Source organism: Haloarcula nitratireducens (assembly GCF_019599505.1).
Window position 1 is genome coordinate 164245 of sequence record NZ_RKLT01000001.1, and the last position, 13613, is coordinate 177857.

At 67.7% G+C, this 13613-nt stretch carries 14 protein-coding genes; 8 read left to right on the forward strand and 6 right to left on the reverse strand.

Annotation, left to right across the window (positions count from 1 at the left end):
* Window positions 1-4: 4 nt before the first annotated feature.
* A complete protein-coding gene (locus EGH23_RS00815) occupies window positions 5-280 on the reverse strand; it encodes a MarR family transcriptional regulator (protein ID WP_135302106.1) in 276 nt (91 codons plus the stop codon).
* 167 nt (window positions 281-447) lie between these two features.
* The gene (locus tag EGH23_RS00820) at window positions 448-693 is read right to left on the reverse strand and encodes a hypothetical protein (protein ID WP_220578139.1); all 246 of its coding nucleotides are present in this window, start codon (window positions 691-693) and stop codon (window positions 448-450) included.
* Between the two features lie 126 nt (window positions 694-819).
* Here EGH23_RS00820 and EGH23_RS00825 point away from each other — a divergent pair, with 126 nt between their 5' ends.
* Both EGH23_RS00825 and EGH23_RS00830 read left to right on the forward strand, forming a co-directional pair.
* Complete coding sequence (locus EGH23_RS00825; RefSeq protein ID WP_220578140.1) at window positions 820-1524, forward strand: class I SAM-dependent methyltransferase; 705 nt, start codon at window positions 820-822, stop codon at window positions 1522-1524.
* 113 nt (window positions 1525-1637) lie between these two features.
* Window positions 1638-2540, forward strand: coding sequence for a glycosyltransferase family 2 protein (locus EGH23_RS00830; RefSeq protein ID WP_220578141.1), 903 nt, complete (start codon window positions 1638-1640; stop codon window positions 2538-2540).
* A gap of 15 nt (window positions 2541-2555) precedes the next feature.
* Here EGH23_RS00830 and EGH23_RS00835 read toward each other — a convergent pair whose 3' ends face one another.
* On the reverse strand, window positions 2556-3365 hold the full coding sequence (locus EGH23_RS00835; RefSeq protein ID WP_220578142.1) for an amidohydrolase family protein: 810 nt from the start codon (window positions 3363-3365) through the stop codon (window positions 2556-2558).
* A gap of 199 nt (window positions 3366-3564) precedes the next feature.
* On the opposite strand from EGH23_RS00835, the gene thsA reads away from it, so the two are divergent.
* Window positions 3565-5127 (forward strand): thermosome subunit alpha, encoded by a 1563-nt coding sequence (thsA, locus tag EGH23_RS00840; protein ID WP_220579196.1) that lies wholly within the window; start codon window positions 3565-3567, stop codon window positions 5125-5127.
* A 535-nt stretch (window positions 5128-5662) separates the two neighbouring features.
* Here thsA and EGH23_RS00845 read toward each other — a convergent pair.
* On the reverse strand, window positions 5663-6424 hold the full coding sequence (locus tag EGH23_RS00845; protein ID WP_220578143.1) for an SAM hydrolase/SAM-dependent halogenase family protein: 762 nt from the start codon (window positions 6422-6424) through the stop codon (window positions 5663-5665).
* Complete coding sequence (locus EGH23_RS00850; protein ID WP_220578144.1) at window positions 6421-6987, reverse strand: nicotinamide-nucleotide adenylyltransferase; 567 nt, start codon at window positions 6985-6987, stop codon at window positions 6421-6423. Before EGH23_RS00850 ends, EGH23_RS00845 begins: the two co-directional genes overlap by 4 nt.
* 171 nt (window positions 6988-7158) lie before the next feature.
* On the opposite strand from EGH23_RS00850, the gene lonB reads away from it, so the two are divergent.
* Both lonB and EGH23_RS00860 read left to right on the forward strand, forming a co-directional pair.
* A complete protein-coding gene (gene lonB / locus EGH23_RS00855) occupies window positions 7159-9249 on the forward strand; it encodes an ATP-dependent protease LonB (RefSeq protein ID WP_220578145.1) in 2091 nt (696 codons plus the stop codon).
* A complete protein-coding gene (locus tag EGH23_RS00860) occupies window positions 9250-10092 on the forward strand; it encodes a CPBP family intramembrane glutamic endopeptidase (RefSeq protein ID WP_220578146.1) in 843 nt (280 codons plus the stop codon).
* Between the two features lie 9 nt (window positions 10093-10101).
* On the opposite strand, the gene EGH23_RS00865 is transcribed toward EGH23_RS00860, so the two are convergent.
* Window positions 10102-10572 (reverse strand): methylated-DNA--[protein]-cysteine S-methyltransferase, encoded by a 471-nt coding sequence (locus EGH23_RS00865; RefSeq protein WP_220578147.1) that lies wholly within the window; start codon window positions 10570-10572, stop codon window positions 10102-10104.
* Window positions 10573-10661: 89 nt separating this feature from the next.
* Here EGH23_RS00865 and trpC point away from each other — a divergent pair, with 89 nt between their 5' ends.
* From trpC to trpA, 3 genes are read left to right on the forward strand one after another with little or no spacing between them, the layout of a single operon-like run.
* Complete coding sequence (trpC, locus tag EGH23_RS00870) at window positions 10662-11453, forward strand: indole-3-glycerol phosphate synthase (protein WP_220578148.1); 792 nt, start codon at window positions 10662-10664, stop codon at window positions 11451-11453.
* Window positions 11450-12712 (forward strand): tryptophan synthase subunit beta, encoded by a 1263-nt coding sequence (gene trpB, locus EGH23_RS00875; protein ID WP_220578149.1) that lies wholly within the window; start codon window positions 11450-11452, stop codon window positions 12710-12712. Before trpC ends, trpB begins: the two co-directional genes overlap by 4 nt.
* Window positions 12712-13590: a tryptophan synthase subunit alpha gene (gene trpA, locus EGH23_RS00880; RefSeq protein WP_220578150.1), complete on the forward strand. Its 879-nt coding sequence runs from the start codon at window positions 12712-12714 to the stop codon at window positions 13588-13590. The genes trpB and trpA overlap by 1 nt, the downstream gene beginning before the upstream one ends.
* The last annotated feature ends 23 nt before the right edge of the window (window positions 13591-13613 follow it).

The following is a 13613-nucleotide window of genomic DNA, read 5'->3' on the forward strand; positions in this document are numbered from 1 at the left end:
TAGTTTACGCGCTGAGGAAGTAGACCTGCTTTCGCGCGTCGGTGAAACTGTACCGGGACTCGACGAGTTCCGACTCCTCTAGCCTGTTCAGCGCGTAGCGCACCGTGCGGTCGGGCAGGAGCGAGGACTCCGCGAGCTGGCCCTGCGAGAGGGGCGCGTCGTCCTCCAGCACCTTCGCCACGAGCTTCGCGCTCGGCGGGAGTTCGCGCAGGCGCTCGCGGAACTCTTCGTTCTCCGAGAATGGCGTCAGGGTCACATCTTCGGTCGTCGTCGTGCTCATACTGGACGATGGTCCAACCCTCTTGGTAAAACTTGGCTATATGTGTGACCAAACAACATCGATACTCTAGTGTGTATAAATACACCTTATATTCGTTCGACCGGTCTTCGTCGCCGCGGTAGGTTCCGACCGCGGCGGCGGTCGAGGCGAGGTGGCGATTCGACCCGTCAGAGGTCCTTCGCGACGCGGATCTCCGAGTCCGTCACCGTCTCGACGGCGTCCGCGGGGACCTTGATGTCGTCCTCGTCGGCGTCGCCGTAGCCGAAGCTCTGGACCCACGCCTCGGCGAGACCGGGTTCCGGTTCGACGAACGCGACCTGCGCGTCGGCGTCGACTTCGGTGACGATACCGATCTGTTCGCCTTCGACGTCCAGGAGGTACTTCCCTTCGTCATTCGTGGAGAGGACTGTCATCGCGTCCGAAAGCGCGCGTTCCTCCTTGAAATAAACTTGGGACCCGGTCACCGAGGCACCGTCTGACGGGGAGTTCCGAGCCCGGATTCCAGTATCGTTTTATCCCCTGGGTGGCGACGATTGAGCGTGAAAGGGCAGGAGTGGTACCAGGCCGACACGGTGGCCGAAGAGTACGAGTCCAAACGCTTCTCCCGCGGCGGGCGGCTCATCGACCGCCGAGAGAAGCAGGCGGTGCTCGATGCCATCGGACCGGTCGACGAGAAGAAGGTCCTCGAAGTCGCCTGCGGGACCGGCCGGTTCACCGTGATGCTCGCCGAGCGCGGGGCCGACATCACCGGTCTGGACATCTCCGGACCGATGCTCCAGCAGGGACGCGAGAAGGCGAAGGCCGCCGACGTCGACGACCGCGTCGAGTTCATGCGCGGCGACGCCGCGCGGCTCCCGTTCCCCGACAATCACTTCGACACCGTGTTGGCGATGCGGTTCTTCCACCTCGCCGACACGCCCGCCGCCTTCTTAGCGGAGATGCGTCGGGTCGCGAAGGAACAGGTCTTCTTCGACACGTTCAACCGGTTCTCGACGCGCTCGCTGTACAACTGGGCGCTCCCGATGGGCTCTCGGCTCTACTCCCGGTGGGAGATCGACCGCCTGCTGGACGGCGCGGGACTCGAACTCGCCGAGGAGGACCACGACTGGGTGCTTCCCTACGGCTTCTACCGGAAGATGCCCAACGAACTGGCCGCCTCGATCCGCTCGATCGACACGGCCATCGGCGGGACGCCGCTCGGCGATAAACTGGCCTCCGTCTCCTACTGGAACACGCACGTCTGAGCCGTTTCACTGCATCAGTCACTTCATCACCGGTCTAGTTCCTGCGAGACGTTCACACTCTCGGAGCGCTCGGCCCGCGACTTTTAAGCGGTTCCGGAGAGCAACCGAGAGGTATGGAGCTATCGGTGGTGGTCCCGACGCTGAACGGCCGCGAGGAGCTATCGGCCTGTCTGGACGCACTCGCCGAGGAAGTCCCCGACGCGGAGACCATCGTCGTCAATGGCCCGTCGGCCGACGGGACGACCGGGATGGTCCGGGACCGCGAAGACGTCGACGTACTGGTCGAGATCGCCGACCGCTCGGTCAACGTCGCCCGCAACGCCGGGCTGGACCGGGCGACCAGCGAACTGGTGGCGCTGGTGAGCCAGGGGCTCTCGGTCGAAGACGGCTGGGCGACGGCGGTCCGGGAGGGACTGGCGGCCGGCGACGTCGTCTCCGGCCCGACTCACGAGCAGTTGACCGCGGGAATGACGACCGAACCCGAGGAGTCGCGGACCATTGCCGGGCGCGACGTGACGTACTTCAACCCCGGCAACGTCGCCTTCCGGAAGTCCGTGCTCGACGCGTTGGACGGCTTCGACGAGTATCTGGACATCGGCGGCTCCCGCGACGTGGCGCACCGCCTCGCGGCGCAGGACTTCGCCGTCGACTGGAACACGGGGATGTGCGTCAGCCGGAAGTTCGAGGCCGACGGCGGGATCCGCGAGACCGACTGGGCCTGGAAGTACCGCTCGCTGTCCTACCGGTTGGTGAAGAACTACGGCGCGCGACCGACCGTCCTGCGCCGCCTCTCCAGTCACGCGAGTCGGGACTCCGTCGACGCGCTGAAAGACGTCGTCCGCGGCGAGACGGCCCCCTCGCAGTGGCTCGGGACGGGCCGGGACGTTCTCGGCGGACTGAGTCTCGGGACTAGAGACGGACTGCTCGCTCGCCACCGCGACCGGAGCGAGCGGCGCAACCCCAACGGTCGGTCGATGCGGGCGGACCGCGCGGTGAGGGTCTACGATCGGCGCTGACCTCGATTCGGCGGGTCAGGGCGCGAGTCCCTCGACGACTCGGACGGGGTTGTTCGAGAACACTTTCTTCATCGCGTCCTCGGGGACGTCGAGGGTGAGAACCTCCATCACCGCGACGTTCGGATGGGCGTGGGGCGCGCCGCTGCCGAAGAGGACGCGGTCGGGGTGTTCCATGATGGCCCGTTCGAGCGGTTCGCGGTAGCGGACGGCGCTCGTGTCGAGATAGAGATCGTCGTGGCTCCCGAGGAGGTCGATGGCCTCGTTCATCAGGTCCACGCGGAGGGGGTGTGCGCCGAAGTGAGCGAGGACGACGGGGAACTCGTAGCCGAGCAGTTCCCTCGCGACCGCCTCGGGCGCGAACGACTCGCCGCCGTGGACGAGGACGGGTAAGCCGACGTCGGCCAGTCGGGAGAGCACCTCCTCGTCGGGGATGCCGTCTTTCGGCGGGTGGAGCTTGAAGCCGAAGAAGCGGTCGTCGTAGGCGTACTGCTCGACGTCGTCGGGCGAGGCGTGGTCGTCGCCGCGCCGGCTCCTGAGGTTCCGGAGTCTCGACCCGGCTCCGCTCCCGGCGTCGCGCGCGCCGTTGACCCGGGCGAAGGCGACCAGCGGTCGACCGACGGACATCCGGGCGACGGCGTTGTTGGCCTTCAGGTACGACCCCTCGCGCGAACCGGGGTAGGCGACGGCGCGGACGACCCCGGCCTGGTGCATCTCCCGTTCGAGTTGCTCCGGATCGCCGAGTCCCGGGCGTGCCCGGCGCTGTTCGTCCGGTTCGATCCGGGCGTGGACGTCGACGATCCGGAACCCGTGTTCCAACTCCAGCATCTACGCCACAGTGAGCGGAACCCGGTATTAAATTATCGGGCCGTCCCGAGCGCGCCGATACGTGAGTCGCGGCCCCTATCGGAGCCGCGTCCGTCGGTCGGCCCCGACTCGGTCGGCCGTTCCGTTAGCAAGTTTTATATAGAACCGCTTACGATGGATAAGGTGAGGTTACAGAACTATGTCATCTGGCCAGCGACGCATGGGCGGCCAGCCCCTCTTCATTCTCGACGAGGACGCCCAGCGCACACAAGGAAAGGACGCACAGTCGTCGAACATCTCCGCCGGGAAGGCCGTCAGCGAGTCCGTACGTACCACGCTCGGTCCGCGCGGCATGGACAAGATGCTCGTCTCCGACGACGGCGACGTCGTCATCACGAACGACGGCGCGACGATCCTCTCGGAGATGGACATCGAGCACCCGGCAGCGCAGATGATCGTCGAAGTCGCGCAGACGCAGGAGGACGAGGTCGGCGACGGGACCACGACCGCGTCCGTCCTGGCCGGCGAACTGCTCGCGAAGGCCGAGGACCTGCTCGACGACGACGTTCACCCGACGACCATCGTCGAGGGGTACCACACGGCTTCCCAGCTCGCCCAGGAGTCCATCGAGGACTCCGGCCTGGACGTAGACCTCTCCGACGACACGCTCGTCGAGGTCGCGGAGTCCGCGATGACCGGGAAGGGAACCGGCGACGTGGACGCCGAGCGACTCGCCGAGGTCGTCGTCGAGGCCGTCCGCCACGCCCGGACCGACGACGAGGGCGTGATCCGTGACAACATCGAGGTCCACACCCAGACCGGCGCGGCGACCTCCGCGACGGAACTGGTCGAGGGCGTCATCATCGACGACACGCCCGTCCACGACAACATGCCCCGCTCGGTCGAGGACGCGTCCATCGCCGTCCTCGACGCCGAACTCGACGTCCGCGAGAGCAACGTCGACGCCGAGTACAACGTCACCAACGTCGACCAGCTCAACGCCGCGCTCGACGCCGAGGAGGAGGAGCTCCAGGGCTACGCGCAGGCGATCGTCGACTCCGGAGCCGACGTGGTCTTCGTGACCGAGGACGTCGCGGACCGCGTCGCCTCCCAGCTCGCCAAGGCGGGCGTCCTCGCCGTCGAGAGCGTCAGCTCCTCGACCGCGAAGGACATCGTGGAGACGACCGGCGCGAAGCGCCTCGGCTCCGTCGAGGCCCTCTCGGAGGACGCGCTCGGTCACGCCGACAGCATCGGCGTGGAGAAGCACGGTGACGACGAGGTCACCTTCATCCAGGGCGGCGAGGCCGCCGAGGCCGTCACCGTCTTCGCCCGCGGCTCGACCGACCACGTCGTCGACGAGATCGAGCGCGCGCTCAACGACGCGCTCGACGTCGTCGTCGCCGCGCTCGATAACGGCGGCGTCGTCCCCGGTGCCGGCGCGACCGAGATCGCCATCGCGGACCACATCCGCTCGAAGGCGGCGTCCATCGAGGGCCGCAAGCAGCTCGCCGTCGAAGCGTTCGCAGACGCCGTCGACGTCCTGCCCCGCACGCTCGCGGAGAACACGGGACTGGACGCCATCGACGCGCTGGTCGACCTCCGCGCGGAACACGAGAGCGAGGGCATCGCCGGCGTCATCAGCGAGGGCCAGACGGGCGTCGTCGGAGACCCCGTCGAGTACGGCATCTTAGACCCCGCCGCGGTCAAGCGCGAGGCCATCGACTCGGCGACGGAGGCGGCGACGATGATCGTCCGCATCGACGACGTCATCTCCTCGTCGTAAGCGAAGCCGTCCGCGAACTGACTCGTCCGAACCCGCACTTCTTTCGAACCGCACCTCGGTAGTCCGATGGCGGCCGCTCACACAGCGCGGCAGGTCGGCGGCGTACGGGTACCGCTCGCTATCTGGGAGACTTGTTACTACCGCTGAAGGAACTGGCGGGATGAGCGATAAGACGGTAGAAAAGCGGTGACAGCCGAACCTGGAACGGCTGTCGGCGGAAAATGGGACAGACACGAGCTGGGACTCGTGGTGCGGCGACAGCGTCGAGCCTTCACCCGACGACCGTGCCCACGGTAGTCGTCGCCGCGCATGGTCGAGCAATCGAGGCGGCCGGCGTTACCTGCGCTCACCTCCGGTGACCCGTCGATCGGCGGTGGTCCGGACGGCAGGGCTGCTGACATCCGTCTCGTCGCGTCGGCGGCCACGGTTCGGCCACGGCACCTGTCGTTCCGGCATACAGTCATTTAGGTGGACCTAAAATACAAAAGCGTATCGGTTTTGGTTGGCCTAAATACCGGTCCGCAGGCGGGTGCGCTTACCGCGTCAGTTCGACCGCAGCGCCCGTTTCGAGACCAAACGCCTCGTCGCCCCGGCCCCGGTTCACCGCGAGTTCGACGTTGCCGTGACTGCCGACGGTGACGAGTCTGTCGCCCGGGTCCACGGCGGCGTAGGCCCGCCGAACGGGTACCGATTCGCCGCCGACGGCGACCGTCTCACCGAACGTCCCGTCGAGCGTCTCGCCCGGAACGTTCGTGATGACGTTCCCGAACCCGTCGACGACGAGCACTTCGCCCGTCGCGCCGTCCGCCCGGAGGGTCGGATCTGGGAATCGGAGGTCCATCCAATCGTCTGTAGGTGCGGTCTGAGAGAGGTTCTCGACCGAACCGACGCCGGTCTCGTGGACGGTCGCCGCGGCGGGCGCGAACACGTCCCGGCCGTGGAACGTCGTGCTCGCCGGGTCGTCGTAGGTCCACTCGAACACCTCGAAGCCGTCGCCGCCGGCCAGTTCGCGGGCGACCGGCACGAGCACGCCGTTGTCCGGGCCGACGAGCGCGTGACCGCCCGCCCGGACGACCAGCGCGGCGCGGTCGGTGCCGACGCCCGGGTCCACGACCACGCAGTGGACCGCCGGGGGGAAGTACGGGAGCGTCTGGGGCAGCCAGAACGCCGCCGCGCGGACGTCCTGTCGGGGGAAGTCGTGGGCGACGTCCTCGATCCGCGCCCCGCTCTCCCGACAGATGACGCCCTTCATCGCCGCGGGGTAGGGCGACCCGAAATCGGAGCTGAGCGTTATCATCGCTCGTCGCCGATAGAGGGGTCGTCCACCGACTCGTCCTCGGCCGTGTACCGTTCCAGCGAGTCCGAGTCGGAGACGTGTTGCAGCCGCTTGACGCCGTTTATCTCCTCTATCGTCTCCACGACCGGGTCGGGGACGCGGTCGCGCCAGGACTCGTCGCGTATCATCCGCTCGCGTATCTCGCTGCCCTCCAGTCGGTCCCGTTCGAACATCGGCGACTGCCGGACCTCGATGCCGCTCTCCTCGAAGAGACGGACGACCAGCGGATTGTTCGAGTACGCCACGTCGAAGTCCGGGCACATGCTCTCTACGTGGCTCACCCAGACGGCGTTGCGGTTGATGTCTTCCAGCGGAACGACGTAGGTTCGCAAGTCGAACTCGTCGACGGCTTTGGTCAGCATCATGATGCGTTCGCCCGCGGTGAAGGGGTCGTGAGTCGTGTGTGAGTCGTCGGCGCTGCCGATCCCGAGCACCAGCTCGTCGACTTCCTCGGCGATGCGTTCGACCATCGCGTGGTGTCCGTCGTGATAGGGCTGGAACCGGCCGATGTAGAACCCGCGCATGCACGAGTGTGCGTCGGGTGCTTTCATAAACCCGACGGCGGCGATGTCGCCCCGAGTTCGCCGCCGATCATCCCGGCGCCGTACTGCGGTTTTACCGGTGTGGCAAGGGCGGACGCGGGGAGAAAGTATATCAGTCGAGAGTCCTTCCAAACGAGTGTTAGCAACGTTTGTATGAGCGACAACACCGACACAGACGCGGCTTCAGACCCCGACCGCGGGGGTGCCGACGCCGACGAGCAGGAACAGGCATCGGACCCGACGGTCGACGAGCCAACGAACGGCGACGCGCCGACGACCGGTGACGAAGCTTCGTCGGATACGACACTCGGCAGCGACGTCGAGGTTGAGGGCGAGTTCGTCGAGGAGGAAGAGGAGAACCTACTCGGCGGGCTCAGTATCGACTCTACCGCGGAAATAGAGGTCCCCGACCGACTCGTCGATCAGGTCATCGGGCAGGACCACGCCCGCGACGTCATCAAGAAGGCGGCCAAACAGCGCCGCCACGTGATGATGATCGGCTCCCCCGGGACGGGGAAGTCGATGCTGGCGAAGGCGATGAGTCAGCTGCTCCCGCGCGAGGAACTGCAGGACGTCCTCGTCTATCACAACCCCGACGACGGCAACGAACCGAAGGTTCGCACCGTCCCCGGCGGGAAGGGCGAGCAGATCGTCGACGCCCACAAGGAGGAGGCCCGGAAGCGAAACCAGATGCGGACCTTCCTGATGTGGATCATCATCGCCATCGTCATCGGCTACGCGCTGATCATCCAGGGTTCGGTCCTGCTCGGTATCCTCGCGGCCGGCGTCATCTATCTCGCCTTCCGCTACGGCTCTCGCGGCAGCGACGCGATGATCCCGAACCTGCTGGTCAACAACGCCAGCCAGAAGACCGCCCCCTTCGAGGACGCGACCGGTGCCCATGCCGGTGCGCTGCTGGGCGACGTCCGCCACGACCCATTCCAGTCCGGCGGGATGGAGACGCCCAGCCACGACCGGGTCGAACCCGGCGCGATCCACAAGGCCAACAAGGGCGTCCTCTTCGTCGACGAGATCAACACGCTCGACATCCGCAGCCAGCAGAAGCTGATGACGGCCATCCAGGAGGGCGAGTTCTCCATCACGGGCCAGTCCGAGCGCTCCTCGGGCGCGATGGTCCAGACCGAGCCCGTCCCGACGGACTTCATCATGATCGCGGCGGGGAACTTAGACGCGATGGAGAACATGCACCCCGCGCTGCGCTCCCGTATCAAGGGGTACGGCTACGAGGTGTACATGGACGACACCATCGAGGACGACCCCGAGATGCGCCGGAAGTACACCCGGTTCATCGCACAGGAGGTCGAGAACGACGGCCGACTGCCCCACTTCACCGAGGGGGCCATCGAGGAGATCATCCTCGAAGCCCGTCGCCGCGCGGGCCGGAAGGGCCACCTCACCCTGAAGCTCCGCGACCTCGGCGGGCTCGTCCGCGTCGCGGGGGACATCGCCCGCGCCGAGGACAGCGAGTTCACCGAACGCTCCGACGTGTTGCAGGCCAAGCGGCGCTCGCGCTCCATCGAGCAACAGCTCGCTGACAACTACATCGAACGGCGCAAGGACTACGAACTCACCGTCAACGCCGGCGACGTGATCGGCCGCGTCAACGGCCTGGCGGTCATGGGCGAGGACAGCGGTATCGTCCTCCCGGTGATGGCGGAAGTCGCGCCCTCGCAGGGGCCCGGACAGGTCATCGCCACCGGGCAGCTCCAGGAGATGGCCGAAGAGGCGGTCCAGAACGTCTCGGCCATCATCAAGAAGTTCAGCGACGAGGACATCTCCGAGAAGGACGTCCACATCCAGTTCGTCCAGGCCGGCGAGGGCGGCGTCGACGGCGACTCCGCCTCCATCACCGTCGCCACCGCCGTCATCTCGGCGCTGGAGAACGTCCCGGTCGAGCAGAACATCGCCATGACCGGCTCGCTCTCCGTGCGCGGAGACGTGCTCCCGGTCGGCGGCGTCACCCACAAGATAGAGGCCGCCGCGAAGTCCGGTCTCGACACGGTCATCATCCCGGAAGCCAACACGCAGGACGTGATGATCGAAGAGGAGTACGAGGACATGATCGAGATCGTCCCCGTCTCGCACATCTCCGAAGTGCTGGAAGTCGCGCTGTCGGGCGAACCCGAGAAGGACTCGCTGGTCGACCGCCTGAAGTCCATCACGGGCAAGGCGCTCGACCACGAGGTCGGCCGACAGGGAAGCAGCAGTCCCAGTCCGCAGTAGATGTCCGAGTGGGCCGGCTTCGTCGGCCTGACGGCACTTCTTCTACTCGCGCTACTCGCGCTCGCTCGGCTCTCCCAGGACGCTCTCTCGACCGACGGGAGCGGTGTCTCTGCCGGGCCGAGTAGACAGCGGCAGACGGGCGCGTTCGACGCCGCCGACCCGACGTTTCCGCGTTTCGAGACTGCGGAGACCGCCCGCCAGCGCCGGCGTCTCGAACGTACCCTCGCATACGACGAGCTCTCGACCGGCGCGTTGCTCGTCAACGTCGCGCTCACGCAGGGGCTGTTCGGCGTTCTGGCGGTCGCCGGGGGCTTTTACTTCCAGATCCCGCTCTCGGCGTTCGGCGTCACCGGCGACCCGCTCTCGACGGGTCTTCCGGCGCTCGCGCTGGGCGTCGCTGCCGGTGTCGGCTTCTGGGTCGGCAACGAACTCGCGGCCGCGCTCGCCGACGGGTTCGGCGTCGCCTTCGACGAGTCGCTCCGAGAGCTGCTCGCGCCGGACTCGCCGGCCGGGTGGGCGGTCCTGCTCGGCGGCGTCTTGCCCACGATCGCGTTCGTCGAGGAACTGCTCTTCCGGGCGGCGGCCATCGGCGTCCCGGTCGCGGGGCTGGGCGCGCCGCCGGCGCTCGCGGTCGTCGTCTCCTCGGCGGCGTTCGCGCTGGGTCACGGCGCGCAGGGCCGGGTCGGGGTCGTCGTCACCGGCGTCCTCGGCGCGGGGCTCGCGGTGCTGTTCGTGCTCACGAACAGCCTGCTCGCCGTCGTCGTCGCGCACTACCTCGTGAACGCGCTGGAACTCGTCGTCCACGAGGGGCTGGGCGTCGACCGGCTCGACTCGCTCGTCTGACCCGCAGAACTACAGTCCCTCGACGGCCCGTAACTTCTGTTCGACGGGCGGCGGCGCGGCGCTGGGACCGTCGCGCACGCGATGGTCCGGGATCAGTAGCGGGACGGGGTTCGCCGCCAGCGCCTCCCGGACCTGCGTCAGGTCCTCCTGCTCGCCGGCGCTCAGGTCGGGCGTCATCCGGGCGACCTGCTCGACGGTGGCGTCCTCGCCGTAGGGGATCTCGCGGACGGCCTCCAGAACCTTTCGCTGAGCCGTCGGCACCGTCAGGCCGACGGTCACGTCCGCGAAGTCGTCCTCGGTCCCGTTGAGGTAGTCCTCGATGCGGTCCAGCAGGGGGTGGTCCTCACCGCTGTCCTCGTCCGGCTGCTCCGGGAACGAAAGCGAGATGACCCGGTCGCCGGCCTCGCCGAACTGGACGAAACAGTCGAGATACGCCGACTCGCGGGCGTAGATGCCTGCGTCCGTCGTGGGTGCGTCCATACGCTAGGTGCAGGGCCGGTCGGGCCTTCAAGATTCCCACGCCGCGGACGGCAACACTTATGTACACTTCTGTACGTTAGTGTTCAGTAATGGAATCCGATGCGGGATTGGCACCGGAAGTCGAGTCGATACTCGCGGCGGCGCGCGACCGGGGCGGCGGGGGCGAGCGAGTGGCCGTCGACGCCCGGTCGCTCACCGACGCGTTCGAGGCGGCCGAGGCCGACGGACGCGTCCCGATAATCGCGGAGGTGAAGCCGACCAGTCCGACCACGGACGGCGAGCGAACCGACGACCCGGTCGAACTCGCCGAACGGATGGTCGGGGGCGGTGCGGCAGCGCTGTCGGTGCTGACCGAACCCGAGCACTTCGGCGGTTCTGCGGAGACGCTAGAGCGCGTTCGTGCGGCGGTGGACGTGCCGGTCCTCCGGAAGGACTTCGTCCTCCACGAAGAGCAACTGGACGCCGTCGAGGCCGACGTCGTCCTCCTCATCGTTCGGTTCCTGGACGAGGCGGGAACCGACGACCTCGACGACCTGCTCGCGGCGGCGCGCGACCGGGGCTTTCAGGTGCTCGTCGAGGCCCACACCGCCGAGGAGGTCGAGCGGGCCGTCGCGGCCGGCGCGGACGTCGTCGGCGTCAACAACCGCGATTTGGCGAAGCTCGAAGTCGACCTCGATACGTTCCCGGCGGCGGCGGACGCGGCCCCCGAGAACGTCACGCTCATTGCGGAAAGCGGCATAGGGACACCGGACGACGTCGCGCGAATGCGCGGGGCCGGAGCCGACGCGTTGCTCGTCGGGTCGGCCATCATGGACCACGGCGGTGACTCCGACGTGGCCGAGAACGCGCGGCGACTGACGCAGGCGGAGACTGACACATGAGTACGGACGACGCACACGACCCAAAGTTCGGCGAGTACGGCGGACAGTACGTGCCCGAGGCGCTGATGCCGGCCATCGAGGAGTTGGCCGACGCCTACGAGCGGTACGTGCTGGAGAACGAAGACGGCTTCATGGACGAGTTCCGGCGGCGACTGGCCGACTTCGGCGGCCGGCCGACGCCGCTCCAGCACGCCGAGCAGCTCTCGGCCCGCTACGACACGGAGGTCTATCTCAAGCGCGAGGACCTGCTCCACGGCGGCGCGCACAAACTCAACAACGCGCTCGGACAGGTCCTGCTGGCGAAGTACATGGGCAAGGAGCGCATCATCGCCGAGACGGGCGCGGGCCAGCACGGCACCGCGACGGCGATGGCCGCCGCCCATCTCGACATGCCCTGTGAGATCTACATGGGCGAGACGGACATCGGCCGCCAGCGGCCCAACGTCTTCCGGATGCGCATCAACGGCGCGGAGGTCAACCCCGTCACGGTCGGCCGGGGCACGCTGAAAGAGGCGATCTCGGAGACGATGCGGGACTGGGCGACCACCGTCGAGGAGACCCACTACGTCATCGGGAGCGTCGTCGGTCCGCACCCGTTCCCGAAGATGGTCCGGGACTTCCAGGCGGTCATCTCCGAGGAGGCCCGCGAGCAGGCCATCGAGAAGACCGGCGGTCTGCCCGACGCCGTCGTCGCCTGCGCCGGCGGCGGGTCGAACACGATGGGCGCGTTCGCGGAGTTCGTCTCGGACGCGTCGGTCGAACTGCACGCCGTCGAGGCCGGCGGTTCCTCGCTGGAAGTCGACGAGGAGGAGGGCGTCGCGCCCAACTCGGCGACGCTCTCGACCGGCGGCGAGGGCGTCCTCCACGGCGCGCGGACGAAACTCCTGCAGGACTCGGACGGGCAGATAATGGAGTCGCACTCCGTCTCGGCCGGGCTGGACTACGCCGGCGTCGGTCCGGAACTCGCCCACCTCGTCGACGAGGGGCGCGTGATTCCGGCCAACGTCGACGACGACGCCGCGCTGGAGGCGTTCCATCGACTGTCGCAGGACGAGGGCGTCATCCCGGCGCTGGAGACGGCACACGCGTTCGGCTACTTGGAGGAGTACCACGACGAACTGGGCGACACCGTCGTCGTCAACGTCTCCGGGCGGGGCGACAAGGACCTGGAGACGGTCGTCGAGGAGACGAGCAAGCGCGACCTGGACGTCGCACCGGATATGTCCGTCTTGAATCGAGTGGGCGGGGGTGGTCTCTGATGGGTCTCGAACGCGCCTTCGCGGACGAACCCGCGTTCGTCCCCTACCTCGCCGCGGGCGATCCGAGCTACGAGGAGTCGCTCTCCTACGTCGAAGCGCTCGCCGAGGGCGGGGCGGACGTCATCGAACTCGGCCTGCCGTTCTCGGAACCCATCGCGGAGGGCAAGACCATCCAGAACGCCATCGTCCGCTCGCTCGACGCCGGGATGACGCCCGGGCGGTTCTTCGAGTTCGTCGCCGACCTCGACGTGGACGTGCCGCTGGTCTGTATGACCTACTACAATCTGATCTATCAGTACGGGAACAGCGAGGCGAAACGCGCCTCGGAGAGCGCGAGCGGTGAAACCGCGAGCGACGAGGGCCCGCGTCCCTTCGTCGAGAAGGCGGCCGACGCGGGCATCGAGGGGTTCGTCGTCCCCGACCTCCCCGCCGAGGAAGCGGGTCCGCTCCGAGACGCCTGTGACGAGTTCGGCCTCGACCTGATATTCATCGTCGCGCCGACGACCGAGGGCGACCGACTCGACCGGATGCGTGAGCAGGTCTCGGGGTACGTCTACGTCCAGGCGCGGATGGGCGTCACCGGCGCGCGCGACGACGTGGACGACGCGACCGGCGCGTCGCTCGCCCGACTGTCCGACTGGGACGTCCCGAAGGCCGTCGGCTTCGGCATCAAGACCGGCGACCACGCCGAGGAAATCGTCGCCGCGGGGGCCGACGGCGTCATCGTCGGCTCGGCCCTCGTCGACATCGTCGCCGACGGCCACGAGAACGACAGGCCGACCGAGGATGTCGCCGCGGACCTCGAATCGCTCGCCCGGGAACTCAAGCAGGGGGCCCTCCGAGGGGCACAGGAACGGCCGCAACCGGAACGCACATAATCGCTCTTGCCACAGTCTCGCAT

What these genes read in the sequence shown, in the direction of transcription:
- EGH23_RS00845 (WP_220578143.1), bottom strand. Translation starts at nt 6,424, where the DNA reads ATGATAACGCTCAGCTCCGATTTCGGGTCGCCCTACCCCGCGGCGATG.
- EGH23_RS00820 (WP_220578139.1), bottom strand. Translation starts at nt 693, where the DNA reads ATGACAGTCCTCTCCACGAATGACGAAGGGAAGTACCTCCTGGACGTC.
- EGH23_RS00830 (WP_220578141.1), top strand. Translation starts at nt 1,638, where the DNA reads ATGGAGCTATCGGTGGTGGTCCCGACGCTGAACGGCCGCGAGGAGCTA.
- thsA (WP_220579196.1), top strand. Translation starts at nt 3,565, where the DNA reads ATGGGCGGCCAGCCCCTCTTCATTCTCGACGAGGACGCCCAGCGCACA.
- EGH23_RS00860 (WP_220578146.1), top strand. Translation starts at nt 9,250, where the DNA reads ATGTCCGAGTGGGCCGGCTTCGTCGGCCTGACGGCACTTCTTCTACTC.
- lonB (WP_220578145.1), top strand. Translation starts at nt 7,159, where the DNA reads ATGAGCGACAACACCGACACAGACGCGGCTTCAGACCCCGACCGCGGG.
- trpC (WP_220578148.1), top strand. Translation starts at nt 10,662, where the DNA reads ATGGAATCCGATGCGGGATTGGCACCGGAAGTCGAGTCGATACTCGCG.
- EGH23_RS00835 (WP_220578142.1), bottom strand. Translation starts at nt 3,365, where the DNA reads ATGCTGGAGTTGGAACACGGGTTCCGGATCGTCGACGTCCACGCCCGG.
- trpA (WP_220578150.1), top strand. Translation starts at nt 12,712, where the DNA reads ATGGGTCTCGAACGCGCCTTCGCGGACGAACCCGCGTTCGTCCCCTAC.
- EGH23_RS00850 (WP_220578144.1), bottom strand. Translation starts at nt 6,987, where the DNA reads ATGCGCGGGTTCTACATCGGCCGGTTCCAGCCCTATCACGACGGACAC.
- EGH23_RS00815 (WP_135302106.1), bottom strand. Translation starts at nt 280, where the DNA reads ATGAGCACGACGACGACCGAAGATGTGACCCTGACGCCATTCTCGGAG.
- EGH23_RS00865 (WP_220578147.1), bottom strand. Translation starts at nt 10,572, where the DNA reads ATGGACGCACCCACGACGGACGCAGGCATCTACGCCCGCGAGTCGGCG.
- trpB (WP_220578149.1), top strand. Translation starts at nt 11,450, where the DNA reads ATGAGTACGGACGACGCACACGACCCAAAGTTCGGCGAGTACGGCGGA.